The 17764-nt window shown below is 72.4% G+C and carries 15 protein-coding genes; 4 read left to right on the forward strand and 11 right to left on the reverse strand.

All coding sequences use genetic code 11. From position 1 onward, the window contains the following. Positions 1-45: 45 nt before the first annotated feature. From IE212_RS28630 to IE212_RS28645, 4 genes are read right to left on the reverse strand one after another with little or no spacing between them, the layout of a single operon-like run. Positions 46-660 carry a GTP-binding protein gene (locus tag IE212_RS28630; RefSeq protein ID WP_190200862.1) on the reverse strand — a complete coding sequence of 205 codons (615 nt, stop codon included), beginning with the start codon at positions 658-660 and terminating at the stop codon, positions 46-48. Beyond that, positions 608-1051 carry a DUF742 domain-containing protein gene (locus IE212_RS28635; RefSeq protein ID WP_190200863.1) on the reverse strand — a complete coding sequence of 148 codons (444 nt, stop codon included), beginning with the start codon at positions 1049-1051 and terminating at the stop codon, positions 608-610. The genes IE212_RS28630 and IE212_RS28635 overlap by 53 nt, the downstream gene beginning before the upstream one ends. A gap of 46 nt (positions 1052-1097) precedes the next feature. After that, entirely contained in the window at positions 1098-1574 is a 477-nt protein-coding gene (locus tag IE212_RS28640) for a roadblock/LC7 domain-containing protein (RefSeq protein WP_190200864.1), read from the reverse strand. Then, positions 1555-4092: an ATP-binding protein gene (locus IE212_RS28645; RefSeq protein ID WP_190200865.1), complete on the reverse strand. Its 2538-nt coding sequence runs from the start codon at positions 4090-4092 to the stop codon at positions 1555-1557. Before IE212_RS28645 ends, IE212_RS28640 begins: the two co-directional genes overlap by 20 nt. Before the next feature lie 444 nt (positions 4093-4536). Between IE212_RS28645 and IE212_RS28650 the strand changes: the two genes are divergently transcribed. Further along, entirely contained in the window at positions 4537-5697 is a 1161-nt protein-coding gene (locus tag IE212_RS28650; protein WP_190200866.1) for a substrate-binding domain-containing protein, read from the forward strand. Between the two features lie 102 nt (positions 5698-5799). Here the strand turns inward: IE212_RS28650 and IE212_RS28655 are convergent, their stop codons facing one another. Further along, on the reverse strand, positions 5800-6735 hold the full coding sequence (locus tag IE212_RS28655; protein ID WP_190200867.1) for a D-alanyl-D-alanine carboxypeptidase family protein: 936 nt from the start codon (positions 6733-6735) through the stop codon (positions 5800-5802). A 365-nt stretch (positions 6736-7100) separates the two neighbouring features. Here IE212_RS28655 and IE212_RS28660 point away from each other — a divergent pair, with 365 nt between their 5' ends. Next, entirely contained in the window at positions 7101-8492 is a 1392-nt protein-coding gene (locus tag IE212_RS28660; protein ID WP_190200868.1) for an MFS transporter, read from the forward strand. A 45-nt stretch (positions 8493-8537) separates the two neighbouring features. Here the strand turns inward: IE212_RS28660 and IE212_RS28665 are convergent, their stop codons facing one another. From IE212_RS28665 to lnt, 4 genes are all read right to left on the reverse strand, one after another. Next, positions 8538-10487 (reverse strand): helix-turn-helix domain-containing protein, encoded by a 1950-nt coding sequence (locus IE212_RS28665; protein WP_190200869.1) that lies wholly within the window; start codon positions 10485-10487, stop codon positions 8538-8540. A 74-nt stretch (positions 10488-10561) separates the two neighbouring features. Next, positions 10562-11362 carry a 3-hydroxybutyrate dehydrogenase gene (locus IE212_RS28670; protein ID WP_190200870.1) on the reverse strand — a complete coding sequence of 267 codons (801 nt, stop codon included), beginning with the start codon at positions 11360-11362 and terminating at the stop codon, positions 10562-10564. A gap of 54 nt (positions 11363-11416) precedes the next feature. Further along, entirely contained in the window at positions 11417-11896 is a 480-nt protein-coding gene (locus tag IE212_RS28675; protein WP_190200871.1) for an NUDIX hydrolase, read from the reverse strand. 124 nt (positions 11897-12020) lie between these two features. Further along, positions 12021-13637: an apolipoprotein N-acyltransferase gene (gene lnt / locus IE212_RS28680; RefSeq protein WP_190200872.1), complete on the reverse strand. Its 1617-nt coding sequence runs from the start codon at positions 13635-13637 to the stop codon at positions 12021-12023. 305 nt (positions 13638-13942) lie between these two features. Here lnt and IE212_RS28685 point away from each other — a divergent pair, with 305 nt between their 5' ends. Then, positions 13943-15016, forward strand: a complete 1074-nt coding sequence (locus IE212_RS28685; RefSeq protein WP_190200873.1) for an O-antigen ligase family protein — start codon at positions 13943-13945, stop codon at positions 15014-15016. A gap of 51 nt (positions 15017-15067) precedes the next feature. Here IE212_RS28685 and IE212_RS28690 read toward each other — a convergent pair whose 3' ends face one another. Beyond that, positions 15068-15625, reverse strand: coding sequence for a hypothetical protein (locus tag IE212_RS28690; protein ID WP_190200874.1), 558 nt, complete (start codon positions 15623-15625; stop codon positions 15068-15070). A 117-nt stretch (positions 15626-15742) separates the two neighbouring features. Continuing rightward, complete coding sequence (locus IE212_RS28695) at positions 15743-16528, reverse strand: glutamate racemase (protein WP_190200875.1); 786 nt, start codon at positions 16526-16528, stop codon at positions 15743-15745. Between the two features lie 16 nt (positions 16529-16544). On the opposite strand from IE212_RS28695, the gene IE212_RS28700 reads away from it, so the two are divergent. After that, a complete protein-coding gene (locus tag IE212_RS28700; protein WP_190200876.1) occupies positions 16545-17762 on the forward strand; it encodes a glycosyltransferase in 1218 nt (405 codons plus the stop codon). Positions 17763-17764: the final 2 nt, after the last annotated feature.

Consider the following 17764-nt stretch of genomic DNA (forward strand, 5'->3'; position numbering starts at 1 on the left):
ACTGATACGGCGCGGGCCTGCCTGACGTCGACGAAGTCTCCACGCTCACGGTGCCACGGCAGCTTCGGCCCGGGCCAGGGCGACTTCCATGACGACCAGCAGCGCATCGCGGACCGAGCCCGTCCTCCGCGCGTCGAAGACGATCAGCGGAACGTGCTCGGCGATGTCCAGGGCCCACCGCACCTCGTCGAGGTCGTGCTCGACCTTCCCGTCGAAGGCGTTGACGGCGACCGCGAAGGGGACGTCCTTGTGCTCGAAGTAGTCCACCGCCGCGTAGCAGTCGTCCAGTCGGCGGGTGTCGACGATCACCAGGCCGCCGAGAGCGCCCTCCACCAGGTCGTCCCACATGAAGCCGAACCGGTCCTGGCCCGGGGTGCCGAACAGGTACAGCTTGAGCGTCGGGTCGATGGTGATGCAGCCGAAGTCCATGGCGACCGTGGTGGTGGTCTTGCCCGGAGCGTGCGTGAGATCGTCCACTCCTGCCGCGACCTCGGTGATCGCGGCCTCCGTGGTGAGCGGCCGGATCTCGGAGATCGAGCCCACGGTCGTGGTCTTGCCGACGCCGAAGCCGCCGGCGATGACCAGTTTGACCGGCGTCGGCGGCTGTTCAACTGGTGTCACGGAGTGTCCCCCGTGAGTCGGGGACGGCACGAAGACCATCGATAACCCTTCGCAGTACGGAGAGATCCTGGGCGGTACCCGCGTTCGGCCGGTGGACCGCCAGATGCCCTGCGGCCCGCAGGTCCTCGGCCAGCACACGGACCACGTTGAGGTGCAGCCGCAGCCCGGCGGCCAGTTCCGCCACCGACTGCGGCCGTCGGCAGGCCGCGATGATGTCGTGATGTTCGAAGGTGAGCGCGTGCAGGACGGCGAGCCCCGCCGAGGTCGACACCAACTGGGTCTCGACCGGGATCGGCAACGCCGCGCCGCCCCCCGACACCCGGCCTGCGGTCAGCAGGAACGGCCGGATCGCGGGGGCGCGGCCGACGGCCGGATCCGGCGAGCCCCCGGCGTGCCCCGCCGCGTCGTGTGGTGGTCCGCCGACGGCCATCACGATCCCTTTCCGAAGTGCCTGTACGCGTGCCCGGCCGGGGCCGTCAGCCGGCCGGGGCCGCGCCGACACTGTTCTTCAGCTCCAGCACCAGCTGGGGAGTGAGCGCGGCCCCGGCACGGTTGGCGAAGAGGGTCATCTCGTAGGCGATGTTGCCCAGCTTCGCCTCCTTGGAGGTCACCACTCCGAGGACGGCGCCGCAGCCGATGGCCGACACCAGCACATGGCCGCCCTCGAGATCGATGATGACCTTGTTGAGGCCGCCGAGCCCATAGTTGCCGGAGGCGCCCCCGGCGAGACTCGTCAGGCCGGACACGATCGCGGCGAGCCGCTCGGAGTCGGCGTGCTCACGCAGCTGGGAGACGGCGATCAGCAGGCCGTCGGACGACACGGCGATGGCGTCGACCACACCGGCGGTCTCCGTGGCGAACCGGTCCAGCAGCCAGGTGAAATCGGCTGCGGCGGCCCGCAGATCGGTGGGTTCCGGCCGCTCGGAACTGCTGTCAGCTGTCGACGTGGTCACTGCCGGACTCCTTCTGGGATTGCTGATGGTGCGATGGTGCTGGTCTCGTCCGAGCGTCGGCACTGTCCTGCTCTGCCCTGCGTACGGCTGCCTCGAACTCGTCGAGCTCCGAGCGGACGGCCTCGGCGTCGGCGGGCTGCCGCACCGTCGGCGCCCCCCGATCCGCCCGCGAAGAGGTCGTGGCGAGCGTCGCGCCCCGTACCCGCCGCCGCAGCGGCCGTGAGTCCTCCGCGGCACGCCCTTCGCCCGAGGTCGCCGACCGCTCCACGTCGGCGTCCTCGACGGTCCGTTCCGCGATGGCCGGTCCGGCGGCGGTGCGCACCGGGAGGCGCCGGGGAAGTGCCTCGCGCGACGAGGGGGCAGCCGACCGCTCGGTGACACCGGTGCCGGAGACCGGTACGCGCGACGGCGCGGGCGCGGCGGTCCCCTGCCCGGTGCTGACCGGCAACGCCGCCACCGCTCCGATCGGGCCCGTGTCCACGGGGTGCTCGTCGTCCTCGGGGCTCTCAGTGCCCACGGTGCCTTCGGGGCCCATGGTCAGCAGGAGCGAGGCGGGGATCCAGACGGTCGCGGTGACCCCGCCGCCCGGGGTACGGCTCAGCGACACGCTCACACCCCACCGCCGGGCGAGACTGCCGACCGCGAAGAGGCCGAGCACCCTGGTCGGCACCAGGTCGAGCCGTTCCCGGCGCACGAGCCGGGCGTTCTCCTCGGCGAGGCGCTCAGCGCTCATGCCGAGGCCGTGGTCGATGACCTCGATCAGCGCCCCGCCGTCCTCGGTGACGTCGGTCCCGGGGCGGACGGCCACCTCGACGGGCGTGTGGGAGGGCGAGAACGCGACCGCGTTCTCGAGCAGTTCGGCGAGCATCAGCGTCAGGTCACCGACGATGTCGGGCGCGACGGTGACCTCCGTCTCGGACCGCAGGGAGACCCGCTGGTAGCCCTCGATCTGGCCGAGCGACGCCCTGATGACGTTGGCCAGGGGGGTCGGCCGGGCCTCGACGCCGGTCTCCCGGATGCCGGCGAGCAGCATCAGGCTGTCGGCGTTGCGCTGGAGGCGTACGGCGATGTGGTCGATGCTGTACAGCCGTTCGAGCAGTTCGGGGTCGGTCTCCTCGCGTTCCACGGCGTCGATCAGCAGGAGCTGACGTGTCGTCAGGTTGCTGACCCGCCGGCCGACGTTGCCGAACATCTCGGCGACGTTGCGCCGGCTGAGCACCTGCCGCTCCAGCAGCTGGGCGGCGGTGACCTGAACCTGGTTGAACGCCTCGGCCAGTTCGCCGATCTCGTCACGGACCGGGACCGGGATCGACCTCGGCCGCAGCGGGGTGCTGTCAGCGGACTCGTCGTCGGAGACCCGGGCGAGTTCCTCACCCGCCACGTCGACGACCTCCTGCGCGGAGCGGGTGAGGACCTCCAGTGGGCGCACGACCGAGCGCCGGATCAGGACGCAGAAGGTCAGCCAGGCGGCGAAGCCGAGCAGGGTCAGACCGAGCAGGTAGACGGCGTTCCGCAGGGCATCCGCGGAGACGGTCTCGGCCCGGGCGGCGGTCTGCTCGATCAGCGACCTGGTGATGCCGAGCCGGGCTTCGGACTGCCGGGTTCCGTCGGTGATCGCCTTGCGCAGCTGCTTCGGCGTCTGGCCCTGCAGGGCCCCGGGGTCGATCTGGAGCTCCGCGAACCGGGCTTCGACACCGTACTGTTCGGCACTGCGCCGTATGCCGTCCATGCGCAGGACCTGCGCCGGTGTGGCGATGCGCTCGAACCGGTCCAGCTGGTGGTCGTAGAGCTTGCGAGCGCCGACCGCCCGGCTGTACTCGGTGAGGGCGTTGGCGTCCCTGGTCTGGGCGGAGAACACGGCGCTCTCGAAGGCCGCGTGGGACGCGTCGGCGCGCAGCACCGTGTCCAGGATCGCCACGACCGAGGACGACGAGGTGCCGGAGTAGCTCCCGAGGCCTATGCCGTCGATCAGGTACTCGACCGCAAAGGCGTACGCCGGGTCGATGTTGGCGGCGGGGACATAGCCCCGTTCGAGCTTCTCGCGCAGGACACCGAGACCGCGGATGTAGTCGAGCGCCTTCACCTCCTCAGGCGGCAGGCCGGAGGCGAACGCCGAACGCACGGCGGCGGCTTGCGCGTCGGTGCTCCGCTGCGCCCGTCGGTAGTCGGTGGTCGGCGGCAGCGGGGCTCCGGGGCGGGCCGAGTCGTACTGCACGGAGAGCAGGAGCGCCTGCCGGTGCTCGGCCTGCACGTCGTTGATGAGCCGCGCGACCTGTCCGCTGTCGCGCACCAGGTCCGCGATCCGGTCGGCGTCCCGGGCCTGCTGCACCTGGCCGTAGGCGCCGACGCCGAGCAGTACGCCGACCACCGCGACGGGCGCGACCACCAGGACGTTGAGCTTGCGCCGGAAGGGCCACCGGTCGAGAACGGTCGCCGCCTTGTGGCGAAACCGCGGAGTCCGGCGGGCGTGCCCGGGCGGGTCCGGAGCGTGCGGCGGGTTCCCTGTGGTGGCGGACACCCGGGCCTCCTTCGACGTGCTTGCTGAGCGGTGACGGAGATGCTGTGCTCACCGACCGCCGACCGGCCGGCACCGACGTGACACTTTCACGGCCTTCATCGCTGAGAGGAACGAAGAGATCGCGCCAGGTGTCTGGAACCAGCTGGGTGAGAGTACCGCCTTTACCATGACATGACAAAGTTTGGTCCTTAAAGATTCAATGACGGTATGTTTACGAGGTATCTCCCGAGTGCAACGCTTCGCCCGATGAGGCGCTCGGACAGGCGCTGCCACCCCGCGCCACCCGGGCCGCCACCGCTCATCGCCGCTCCCCGGCCTCGCGGACTTTCGCTCCCGTCGCGGTTCTGATCCTCAGGACAGCGGCCACGCGCGGGAACCTTCGCCGACCCCACGCCCCGCCTCCCCACCCAGCCCTGCCCTCTCTCGCACCGTGTTGGAGAACCCGTGCACCCCACCCGCAAGGCGGCCGTGACGGCCACCGCCCTCCTGGCCTCGGCCACCATCACTCTCACGACCGGCTGCGAGAGCACTTCCACCACCGGGGGATCCGTCGCCGCCTCGCCCAGCGGCGCGTCCAGCCCCGGCTGTCCCACCGCCCTCGCCGAGGCCAAGCGTGCCGTCAGGACGGCCGAGGACGTCAACGCCCCCTGGTCCGGGCCGACCAGCGGGCCCCGAGCCGTCCCGTCGAAGACCATCGTCTACATCGCCCAGACCCTGACCAATCCCGGCGTGGCGGGCGTCGCCAAGGGCGTACAGGAAGCCGCCGGCATCATCGACTGGCGCGTCCGCACCCTCAACGGCCAGGGCACGCCCGCCGGAATCAAGGCCGCCTTCGACGAGGCCCTGGCCCTCAAGCCCGACGGCATCGTCATCGGCGGCTTCGATCCCACCTCCACCGCCGAACAGGTGGAGCAGGCGAACGCGGCCGGCATCCCGCTGGTCGGCTGGCACGCCGTCGCGGCTCCCGGCCCCAGCGAGAACCCAAAGCTGTTCAGCAACATCACCACCAAGGTCGAGGAAGTCGCGAAGATCAGCGCCGACTGGATCATCGCCCGGTCTAACGGCCGCGCGGGCGTCGTCCTGTTCACCGACGCCTCGATCCCCTTCGCCAAGCGCAAGTCGGAGCTGATCAAGAAGGAACTCGCCACCTGCTCCGGCGTCAAGCTGCTGAGCTACGAGAACGTCCCCATCCCGCAGGCGGGCACGCTCACCGCCAAGAGGGTCTCGTCCCTGGCCTCCCGCTTCGGCGACAGGTGGACCCATTCCGCCGCCATCAACGACCTGTACTTCGACCACGCGGGCCCCGCCCTGCGCGCCGCGGGCAGGCAGGGCGACGGCGCCCCGTTCAACATCGGGGCCGGTGACGGCGACCCCTCGGCCTTCCAGCGCATCAACGGCAAGGAGTTCCAGGCCGCCACCGTGCCAGAACCGCTGTCCGAACAGGGCTGGCAGATCATCGACGAGTTCAACCGTTCCTTCGCCGGCAAGCCGACCAGCGGATACGTCGCCCCCGTCCACGTCACCACCGCCGCCACCAGCGGCGGCGCCCTGTCCTGGGACTCGGAGGGCTACCGCGAGGCCTACCGCAGGATCTGGGAGAAGTAGACATATCGGTCTCGTCTCCGAGACCGGGATGCGGGCCGTTCCCGGGCCGTTCGCGGGAACGGCCCGGGAACGGCCCGGAGCTGACGCACCCGTCGGCTCAGGTCAGTCCCTCTGTGCCCCCGTCGGCAGGGTGCGCAGTCGCATGGTGCTCGCCGAGCTGGTGCCGAAGGCGTAGTCCAGCAACTTGGCGGCGTCCGTGTAGCGGTACTGGTCGTTCAGGAGCACGCCGATGACGGTCTTGTCGTTGCGGGTCGCGGCGAAGACGAGGCAGGGGCCGGACGGCGTGTTGGTGCCCGTCTTGACCCCGATCGCGCCGCTGTACGAGCCCAGCAGCTGGTTGGTGTTGTACCAGGTGTACGTGCGGGTGCCGCCGGTGCTGGTCGTCGCGTACTGGACGGTCTTCGGCTTCTTCACGATGCCCGCGAACGTCGAGTACTTCATCGCGCTGCGCGCGAGCTTGGCGAGGTCGCGCGGCGTCGTGTAGTTCGTGTTCTGCGTCGAGTTGCCGTCGAACGAGTCGAAGTGCGTGTTGGTCAGGCCGAGGGTGTCCGCCTTGGCGTTCATCTTGCTGATGAACGACTTGGTCCGCGCCGAGGTGGTCGTACCGGTGCCGAAGGTGTCCGCGAGGGCCATCGCGGCGTCGCAACCGGACGGGAGCAGCATCGCGTGGAGCAACTGGCGGATGGTGACCTTGTCGCCGGTCTTGAGATCGGCGGTGCTCGCGCCCTTGGCGGTGACGTAGTCCCGGTAAGCCTGCCTGACGGTGATCTTCCGGTCGAGGTTCAGGTCGGGGGTGCTCAGCACGACGCGAGCCGTCATGATCTTGGTGGTGCTCGCCATGGGCCGCTTGGTGTCGGCGTACTTGCTGTAGAGCGTGGAGCCCGTCGCGCTGTTGAGCATGAACGCGCCCTTGGCACTGACCGAGGGCGCGGTCGCCGCCTGCGCGGGCGCGGTGAGGGCGCCGCCCGCGAGCAGCGCGCCGGTGCCGACGACAGCCGCGGCTCTGCGGATACGTACGCCGTTGATGCCGGTTATCACTATGAACGCTCCGAGTGTGCCGAATGCCGGACGGCATCTGCGAAATGAGGCGGGGGGAGGCGCTAAGGAGACTCACAGAAGACACCGAGGGTTGTACGGCGGGCGGAAGAAAATTCAGGGACCGGCGAGCCGCCGCTGCGGCAGAGGCCACCCGGACGCGGGCGGACGCGTCCCGGATCAGCGTGCTGATGCGCGCTCCCCTCCAGCCCCGATCCCCGAGCCCCCCGTTTACATGAGCGGGCATGGTGGCCACACGCATAGCCACCCCCCGAACTATGTTGCCCCGCCACATGTGCGTATGACCTGCGGATTCCTACGGTGTGGCGACACGGAACGTCCCCGCCAACCGCCAGGAAGTGGTGCCGATGCCCTCCCCCGCAACCGCTCCCCCACCCCCCGCCAGCCTCAAGCGCATCGTCGCCGCCAGCCTCATCGGCACCACCATCGAGTGGTACGACTTCTTCCTCTACGGCTCCGCCGCCGCGCTCGTGTTCAACAAGCTGTTCTTCCCGGACTCCGACCCTCTCGTCGGGACCCTGCTGTCGTTCCTGACCTACGCGGTCGGATTCGCCGCGAGGCCGCTGGGCGCGCTGGTGTTCGGGCACTACGGCGACCGGCTCGGACGCAAGAAGCTGCTGGTGCTGAGTCTGCTGTTGATGGGCGGGGCGACCTTCGCGATCGGGTTGCTGCCGACGCACGCCACGATCGGAACGGCCGCGCCGGTCCTGCTCACCGTGCTCCGGCTGGTCCAGGGGTTCGCGCTCGGCGGTGAGTGGGGTGGTGCCGTGCTGCTGGTGTCGGAGCACGGGGACGCGAGGCGGCGCGGGTTCTGGGCCTCGTGGCCGCAGACCGGCGCGCCGGCGGGGCAGTTGCTGGCGACCGGGGTGCTGTCGCTGCTGACGGCCGTGCTGTCGGACGCCGCGTTCGCCGACTGGGGCTGGCGGATCCCGTTCCTGCTCTCCGGTGTGCTGGTGATCGTCGGTCTGTGGATTCGTCTGTCTGTCGATGAGTCGCCCGTCTTCAAGCAGGCGCTGGCTCAGGCCGAGGCCCGCACGGCGGAACGGTCCCAGGACGCGGAGAAGCTGCCGCTCGTCGCCGTGCTGCGGCACCACTGGCGTGATGTGCTGGTGGCGATGGGGGCGCGCATGGCGGAGAACATCAGCTATTACGTCATCACCGCGTTCATCCTCGTCTACGCCACCACCTCGGCCGGTGTCTCCAAGCAGACGGCTCTCAACGCGGTGCTGATCGCCTCGGCCGTGCACTTCGCGGTCATCCCGGCCTGGGGGGCGCTCTCCGACCGGGTCGGGCGTCGTCCCGTGTATCTGGTGGGCGCCGCCGGTGTCGGACTGTGGATGTTTCCGTTCTTCTCCCTGGTCGACACCGGCGGCTTCGGGAACCTCATCGTCGCCGTCACCGTCGGACTGGTGCTGCACGGCGCGATGTACGCGCCCCAGGCCGCGTTCTTCTCGGAGATGTTCGCGACACGGATGCGCTACTCCGGTGCGTCGATCGGCGCCCAGTTCGCCTCGGTCGCGGCCGGCGCGCCCGCGCCGCTGATCGCCACCGCGCTGCTGGCCGACCACGGAAGCTCAACGCCGATCGCCCTGTACGTCATCGCCGCCGCGCTGCTCACGGTCCTCGCGGTGGCGGTGGCCGAGGAGACGCGTCATCGGGACCTGGCCGGCGTCGCGCCGCTCGCCGAGACCGACGCGGGCCGGGCGGCGGCCGGTGCGGAGGACGCCCGGACCGTCTGAGACGCCTGGGTCCGGCCCCCGTCCGCACGCCCGTGCGTACGGGGGTCAGTGCTGTGCCGGTGCCGGTGCCGACAACCGGTGCAGAAGCAGGGCGAGTTGGATCTCCAGAGCGCGGGCCGGGCTCTGCCAGTCGTCGCCGAGGAGGCGGCCGACCCGGTCGAGGCGCTGGGCGACCGTGTTCACATGGACGTGCAGCTCGTCCTTGGTGCGGGCGGGACTCATGCCGCAGGCGAAGTACGCGTCGAGGGTGCGCAGCAGTTCGGTGCCGCGCCGGGCGTCGTACTCGGCGACCTCGCCGATGGTTTGGGCGACGAAGCCCGGGATGTCCCGGTCGCCGGCCAGGAGCAGTCCCAGGAAGCCGAAGTCCTGGGCGGCGGCCCCGTCCCCGGTACGGCCGAGGAGCCGCAGGGCGTCGAGGCAACGCCGGGCTTCCGCGTAGGCCGTGGCCACGGCGTGGGGTTGGGCGGCGAGGTCGGCGGCGGGCGCGGAGGCGCCGACGGTGACCGGTGCGTGGACCGCGGTGCCCAGCTGCCGGGCGGCGCGGCGGGCCACGTCGGTGGCGGTGGCGCCGGGGTGGAGGGGCAGCAGCAGGACGGTGCCGCCGTCGCGTGCGGAGGCCAGTCCGTGCCGGGTCGCCGCGAGGTGGGAGGCCGCGGCCGCCAGACGCCTGCGGGCGTCTGCTTCCTGGTCGGCGTCGGCCGCGTCGCCCTCGATACGCGCGGCCAGCACCACGTGGGCGGATTCGAGGTCGGCGTGGAGGCGGGCCGCGCGCTCCCGGAGCAGGCGAGGGTCGCGGTCGCGGGCGTCCAGCAGGTCGTCCAGGAGTTCGCCGCGCACGCGCTGTTCGGCCTCGGCGGCGGACCGGCGGGCGAGCAGCAGCAGGGACGTGACCATGGCGGCCCGCTCCAGGGTGCGCTGGTCGACGGGGTCGAGCCCCGGGTGGCCCCGCAGCACGAGTGCGCCGAGCAGTTCCCCGCCGGCGGCGACGGCGGCGATCCAGTCGTCCTCGTGCCGCACCGCGTGCCCTTCCGCCCTGGAGGCCTCCAGGGGCTCGGCCGGCGCCGCGGCTGCCTCGGTGAATTCGACCGTGCCGTCGAGGACCTCGGAGACCGCGGCGGCCACGTCGTGGACCCCGCCGCCGCGCAGCACGAGCTCGGCGAGCCGGTCGTGGACGTCGGAGGCGCGCTCGATGACGCCGCTGCGGTCCCGGATGATCTCGTTGGCCCGCTCCAGTTCGGAAAGGGCCGACCGGGTCTCGGTGAGCAGGTTGGCGGTGTCGATGGCTGCCGCGGCGAGTGCCGCGAAGGAGCCGAGCAGGGCGATCTGCTCCCGCTCGAAGACCCGGGCGCGGCGGTCGGCGGCGAACAGCACGCCGATGACGTGGTGCCCGAGGGTCAGCGGCACGCCGAGGATCGCCACGAGCCCCTCGTCCCGCACGCCCGCGTCGATGGTGAGGGTGTGCCGGAAGCGCTCGTCCTTGAAGTAGTCGTCGGTGACATAGGGGCGTGCCGTCTGGGCGACCAGGCCGCCGAGCCCCTCCCCCATGCCGAGCCGCAGCTGCTGGAACCGGGCGGCGACCGAGCCCTCGGTGACCCGCATGTAGGTGTCGCCCCGCGCCGGGTCGTTCAGGCTGAGGTAGGCGACATCGGTGCCCAGCAGCGATCGGGCGCGCTGCACGATCGCCCGGAGCACGGCGTCCAGGTCGCGCAGGCCGGCCAGGTCATGGGCGGTCTCGAACAGCGCGGACAGCTCGGCCTCGCGCCGGCGCCGTCCCTCCAGCTCGGAGCGCACGCGCAGGGCGAGCGGCTTGGCCTGCTGGAGCGCGGCGATCCACTCCGCCGGCCGTCCTTCGGCGCGCGCGAGCAGCACCGGCTGCTCGTAGGCCTCGGCGGACGCGCCCCGGGCCAGGAGCTCGAGGTAGGTCGTCTCGGCGCTCGCCGCGGAGGCCTCGGTGCCGGCGGAGCGCTCGGCTTGCTGCACGTGATCGCTGGACATGCTCACAGGATTCACCATCACCCGGCCGTTCCGTCAGGCCTGTGGACAACTCCCCGGCCGACGGGTGCGGCCCCTCAGTGAGCGGTCCAGCCGCCGTCGAGGACGAGCGAGGTACCGGTCACGAAGGACGCCTGCGGGCCGCACAGATAGGCCACGGCCTCGGCGACCTCCTCCGGTTCGATGAGCCGTTTCACGGCGCTGTCCCGCAACAGCACCTCGGAGAGGACGCGTTCCTCGGAGATGCCGTGCGCCTGCGCCTGGCCGGCGAGCTGCTTCTCGACCAGTGGGGTGCGGACATAGCCGGGGTTCACACAGTTCGAGGTGACGCCGTGCGGTGCGCCTTCGAGGGCGGCGGTCTTGGACAGCCCCTCCAGGCCGTGCTTGGCGGCGACGTAGGCCGACTTGTAGGCCGAGGCGCGCAGCCCGTGGACGGACGACACGTTCACGATGCGGCCCCAGCCCTGTCCGTACATGTGGGGCAGGGCACCGCGGACGAGCCGGAACGGTGCCTCCAGCATCACGGTGAGCACCGTGTGGAAGACGTCGGGCGGGAAGTCCTCGATGGGCCGTACCAGCTGGATCCCGGCGTTGTTGACGAGGACGTCGGTGCCGGCGGCGGCGAGTTCGGCGGCGTCCAGGTCGGTGAGGTCGAGGACGTGCGGTTCCACGGTGCCCGCGAGGTCGCGGCCCTGCTCGGCGAGCGCCTCCAGGCCCGCGGCGTCCCGGTCGACGGCTCTGACCTTGGCCCCGGCGGCGGCGAGCCGCAGCGCGCAGGCGCGGCCGATGCCGCCGGCGGCGCCGGTGACGAGCGCGGTACGGCCGCCGAGATCGAGCGGGCGGGCGTGGGGAGCCGGAAGGACACGGGGCGCGGTCATGCCTCGACCCTAGGCGGCGCCCCCGCCCCAACCCATGTGGCCGGCCTCCATAGTTCAGCCGGAAGCAGTGGGGTCGAACCATGTGGGGGCGTCCGACACAGCCTGCTTGATCCGGAACAGCCCGGGCTCGTTCAGTTCCGGCAGGGCATCGATGTCGAACCACCCCACGTCCAGGGACTCGTCGTCGTTGACACGTGCCTCGCCGCCGACGGCGCGGCAGCGGACGGTGATGTCCATGTACTGGCAGGTGTCGCCGTTCTCGTAGGTGACGGGGTCCAGCGCCTGGACGAGGACGACCCGTTCGGCGACGCAGCGCACGGCCGTCTCCTCGTGGACCTCCCGCACGGCGCAGGCCGCGGGCTGCTCTCCCGGGTCCGGGATGCCGCAGATCACCGACCACTTGCGGGTGTCCGTCCGGCGGTTGAGCAGCACTCGGCCCTGGTCGTCGAAGACGACGGCGGTGACCCCGGGGAGCCAGAGCAGCTGGTGGCCGGCCGAGGCGCGCAGGGTGCGGATGAAGTCAGGAGTAGCCATGGTCACGACCATAAGGGGTCCTTTCACTATGAGCGTCCGACCCGGACGGGCATAGTGAAAGGACCCCTAAGGGCCGGGTTCCGCCGCCCTGGCGGGTTTCAGGCGGCCTGCCCCCGGCGTACCGCTACACGTCACCGGCGCGTCGCCCGCGCAGCCCGGCGCCCACGGCCCAGCCGAGTCCGCCGGCCGCGACCAGCACGAGCGCGATCTCCGGCAGCACGCCGAGCCGCGTGGCCGGGGTCTGCGAGGACCGCAGCGGCACCTTCTGCACGAGCGAGTCGGCCACGAACATGCCGGTCCGCTGCGTGATCTTCCCGTCCGGCATGATGATCGCGCTGACGCCGCTGGTCACCGGCACGGCCACGGTCCGGCTGTGCTCCACCGCGCGCACGCGGGACATGGCGAGCTGCTGGTAGGTCATCTCGCTGCGGTCGAAGGTGGCGTTGTTGCTCGGCACGGAGATCATCTGGGCGCCGTCGGTGACCTCGGAGCGGACGGTCCAGTCGAAGGCCGCCTCGTAGCAGGTGACGAGGCCGACCTCGGCGCCGTCCATGGTGAACACACCCGGCTCGGTGCCCCGGCTGAAGTCCTGGCGGACCATCGCCGTCCAGTTCTCGTTGATCGCGCCGATGAGCGAGCGCAGGGGCAGGTACTCGCCGAACGGCTGGATCTGACGCTTGTCGTAGGTGTCGACGGGGCCCTTCGCCGGGTCCCACAGGATCTGCTCGTTGTACAGCTTGCCGTCCCGCTCGACGACGCCGCCGACCGAGACGGGTACGCCGATGGCCCTGGCCGCCCTGTCGATCACGGCGCGGGCGTCGGGGTTGGCGAAGGGGTCGATGTCGGAGGAGTTCTCCGGCCACAGCACGACGTCGGGCCGGGCGACCTTGCCGGCCTTGACCTCCGCGGCCAGGCGTTCGGTCTCCCGCGCGTGGTAGTCGAGCACGGCCCGCCGCTGGGCGTTGAAATCGAGGCCAGCGCGGGGCACGTTGCCCTGGATCGCCGCGACGGTCACGCTGCCGTCCTCGGCCTCGTCGCTGACCAGCGTCCGGGCGGCGAGCGCCCCGAGGACCGGGGCGCCCAGGCTCAGCACGGCGACAGCGGACGCCGCGAGCCGCACGACGCCGGTGGTGCGCCGTTCCAGAGCCAGGCGCACGGACTCGTGGAGTCCGAAGCCGCACAGGACCACCGCGAAGCCGAGCACCGGGGTGCCGCCCACCGCCACGAGCGGCAGGAACACGCCGTCGGCCTGCCCGAACGCGATCTTCCCCCAGGGGAAGCCGTCGAACGGCAGGCGCGCGCGCACCGCCTCGCCGGCGACCCACACGGCGGCCGCCCACACCGGCCGTCCGGGCAGCTTCGACACGGCGGCGACACCCGCACCCGCCAGCGCGACGAAGATCGCCTCGATGGCGACCAGGGCGAGCCAGGGCCCTGGGCCGACCTCCACTCCGGTCCACACCAGCAGCGGCAGCAGGAAGCCGAGCCCGAAGAGGTAACCGAGGCCGAGCCCCGCCTTCCAGCCCCGGCCGCGCAGCACCCAGCCGAAGACGGCGAAGGCCGGCACGGCCAGCCACCACAGGGTGCGCGGCGGGAAACTGACGTACAGAAGCAGGCCGGAGAGGGCGGCTGCGGCGGCGGGAACGAGGCGTACCAGCCGCCGGGTCCAGGACCGCGCGCCGAGCGCGGTCCGCGGCTCCAGCTGGCCCGACTCGCCGACGGGGGTTGCGGTGACGGTCACTCCCGGAGTGTACGGCGAGTGACCTCGGCGCCGGAAAGCGAGGCCCTCGGGCCGGCCGCGCGGCCCGCCGACGCCACGGCCCCTGCTCTCCCCCCCCCCCCCCGGCGGGTCTCCCGTCCGCGCGGAACGTCCCAGCAACAACGTTCCTGCTCATTTCGTCACCAGACATCCACAAACCGTCCACCAGCGGCTACGGTGTCCCGCAGTTTCAGTCGCGCGGGCCGGTGGCGGCCTGCGCGGCCCGGGTTTTCACAGGTCGGGGCGACGTGGTGCGCGGGGGGCGGGGCGGGGTGGGTTCCAGCGGGATGACGTCTGCGTCCGAACCGGGCGCGGACGGTGAGAGACGTGTTGCTTCCGACGCGGCGGGCGTCGTGGTGCTGGGGGTCTGCGCCGGCTGGTCGCTGATCGCGGCGACGGTGCACGACGGCCGGCCCGAGGGTGTGCTTCTCGCGGTGCTGGCCGTCGCGGCCGGATACGCCGCCGGGCGGATCGGCGGGGCGCTGCTGCCGGTGGGGCTGCCCTTCGCCGGGGCGCTGGCCGGTATCGGCCTGACGGTGGCCGTGCCGCATCTCGCTCCGGGCCCGCAGATCACCACGCCGCTGGGGCATGCCGGAGCCACCGCGGCGGTGCTGACGCTGTCGGCCGCTGCCGCGTGCTGCGCGGCCTGGGCCGCTCCGGTGCCGGCCACCCGGATCGCCCTGCGTCTGCTGGCCGCTGGGACCGCGGTGCTGGCCGCGGCCCTCGGCTCGGCCACCGGCTGTGTCACCTGTCTCGCGGTACTGCTGTGCTCGCTGGCCGCCGGACACACCCGTCACCGCGGCGCCGGCCTCGCCGTGCTGGCCGCGGTCGCCGCCCTGGTGACCGGCCTGACCTGGGCGGTAGCCGCGCGTGCGGTACCTGGCGGGTTCGTGGCAGCTCTGGAGGGGCGGCTGACGCCGCACCGCGTACAGCTGTGGCAGGACGCGTGGCACCTGCTGCGCGGTGACATCGTCATGGGCGTGGGCCCGGGGCGCTTCGGAGAGCTGAGCGCCACGTCCGCGCAGTCCCTGCTGTCCGACGGCAAACCTCATTCGGCGCCGCTCCAGCAGGCCGCCGAACAGGGCACCGTGGGGCTGGCCCTGCTGGCGGCGGCGTTCGGCTGGATGCTGTTCGCGCTGTGGCGCGGGCCGCGTCCGACGCCGGTGGTGCTCACCGCCGGCTCGGCCCTGACGGCGCTCGCGGCCATCGCCGCGATCGGCAACGCGCTGAGCTTCACAGCGGTGTCCGTGGGCGCGGGCCTGCTGGCGGGCACGGCAACGGCCCGCCCCCTGACCGACGAGCCGCCGCGCCACGCGCCGGGCACGCGCCCGCGGGGCGCCGGCCGCGCTCCCGCACGGTGATCCCACCCGGCGGGCCGGGTGGGATCACCGTGCGGTCAGGACCCGGGCCGCTCAGTGCGCGGGGGCACTCGGCGGCTTCGTGGGGCCCAGCCGCGCCTCGATCTCCCGCACGGCCGCTTCCGCGTCGTCCACCGTGATCGTGAAGGTGTGTCCGTCCCACATTTCCAGCACGACGCCCTCACCCCGTCGTACGACCACAGCGGTGCCCTTCTCGGGCCGCCACCGGTAGCCCCAGCCGCCCCAGTGGCGGGGGGTGACGTGCGAGGTGTAGGAGGCGCCGACCACGTGGGAGAGCGGGATGCGGCGCCGGGGCAGTCCGATGTGGCCGCAGCGCACCTCCAGGTGCTCCTTGTCGACCTTGAGGGCGACGTGCACGAAGGCGAGCGTCCCGAAGAGGACCAGCAGACCGGCGGCGATGCACCCGACGACGGCCATGACGAGCGGAGCGCTGCCGGACGTCCACGCCGAGTCGACGGCCAGCTCGATGCCCAGCGCCATGCAGGCGGCGCCGATGAGTGCCAGCAGCCACTGGACCCGGTTGGTGGCCCGTCCGGTCCAGACGTCGGGGTGCTGGTGGGAGGCGTTCTCGCCGTGGGCGTGGTCCCTCATGCATATGAGGTTACTCAGGTTTCGCTCCGCTGGTACCTGGTGGCGGAGCGTGACTGCGCCGGCCGGGGCGGCGAGGGCCACCCCGGCTCGCCGACGGCCGTCGGTGACCCGAGCCGGTCAGCCGGCGGGCGTGGCCGCCCGGAGCAGCCGCCCTTCGCCGTACGCCAGGGCCGGCGCGGGCAGTGTGCCCTCGCGTCCGCTGAGCAGCACGGTCAGCGTGCCGTGGGGGGCGGCCGACGGCTGGGGCTGCTCGCCCAGCCGGCGCAGGGCCTGGGCGGCCACGGCGCCCGCTGAGCCGTGCAGCACGAGGGGCGGCCGGCCGGGGCGCTGGACGGCGGCCCGGATGCGCTCGGCCACCAGCTCGTAGTGGGTGCAGCCCAGGACGACCGTGGTCACCTCGTCGGGTGTCAGGGCGGCCGCGGCGGAGAGGGCCGCGTCGATCGCCGGCTCGTCCGCGTGCTCGACGGCCTCGGCGAGCCCCCAGCAGGGCACCTCCGTGACGGGCACGCCGTCGGCGAAGTCCCGGATCAGGTTGTGCTGGTAGGGGCTGCCGGTGGTGGCCGGGGTGGCCCAGATGGCGAGGGGCCCGCCGCCGGCCGCGGCCGGCTTGATCGCCGGGACGGTGCCGATGACCGGAAGCTCCGGCTCGAAGCGGGCCCGCAGGGCGGTGAGCGCGTGCACGGTCGCGGTGTTGCAGCCGACGATCAGGGCGTCGGGGCGGTGCGCGGCTGCCGCCTCGGCGACGGCCAGGGCACGCTCGGTCAGATCCTGCGGGGTCCTCGGGCCCCACGGCATGCCGTCGGGGTCCAGGGAGAGCACGAGATCGGCGTCGGGGCGCAGCCGCCGTACCGCGGCGGTGGCCGCCAGCAGACCGATTCCGGAGTCCATGAGCGCGATCTTCACCCGGTCACGATAGACGATGAGCCGCCGGGGGCAGGTCCGGTGGGGCAGACTCACGCGTGTGAGCGCCGTTGTGTGGACCGCCGCTGGATCACTTCTCGCGTGGCTGTGGCTGCTGCTCTGCCAGGGCTTCTTCTGGCGCACGGATGTGCGGCTGCCACCGCGCGTGGAGCCGGACGTGTGGCCGGACGTGTGCGTCGTCGTCCCGGCACGCGACGAGGCGGCGGTGCTTCCCGCCGCGCTGCCGTCGCTGCTGCGGCAGGACTATCCGGGACGGGCGGAGATCTTCCTCGTCGACGACGGCAGCGCGGACGGCACCGGTGACCTGGCACGCGAGCTGGCGCGCCGGCACGGCGGGCTGCCGCTGACCGTGGATTCGCCGGGAGAGCCGCCCGCGGGCTGGACCGGCAAGCTGTGGGCGGTGCGCCACGGTATGGGCCTGGCAAGCGCACGGGACCCCGAGTACCTGCTGCTGACGGACGCCGACATCGCGCACGCGCCGGACAGCCTGCGGGAGCTGGTGGCCGCGGCCCGTGCCGGGGGGTACGACCTCGTCTCCCAGATGGCCCGGCTGCGGGTGGAGAGCATCTGGGAAAGGCTCGTCGTGCCGGCCTTCGTCTACTTCTTCGCGCAGCTCTACCCCTTCCGCCGGATCGGCGGGAAGGGGACGCGGACGGCGGCCGCGGCAGGTGGCTGTGTCCTGCTGCGGGCGGACGCCGCCGAGCGGGCCCGTGTGCCGGACGTGATCCGGCACGCCGTGATCGACGACGTGGCGCTCGCGCGGGCCGTCAAGCGGGGCGGCGGCCGGGTGTGGCTGGGGCTCGCCGACCGGGTGGACAGTGTGCGGCCGTATCCGCGACCGGGAGACCTGTGGCGGATGGTGTCGCGCAGCGCGTACGCGCAATTGCGGCACAGTCCCCTGCTGCTGGCCGGGACGGTCGCCGGGCTGGCGCTGGTGTACCTGGTGCCGCCCGCGGCCCTGGGGGCCGGCCTGGTGACGGGGGACACGGCGGCGGCGGTCATCGGCGCGCTGGCGTGGCTCGTCATGACGGGGACCTACGTTCCGATGCTCCGCTACTACCGGCAGCCGTCGTGGCTCGCTCCCCTGCTGCCGTTCACCGCGTTCCTCTATCTCCTCATGACGGTCGACTCGGCGGTGCGGCACCACCGGGGACGGGGCGCGGCCTGGAAGGGCCGCACCTACGCGCGTCCGGACTCGGTGCCCGGCGAGGGCTGACG

The sequence above is a fragment of the Streptomyces djakartensis genome (assembly GCF_014651075.1).
Lineage (GTDB): Bacteria > Actinomycetota > Actinomycetes > Streptomycetales > Streptomycetaceae > Streptomyces > Streptomyces djakartensis.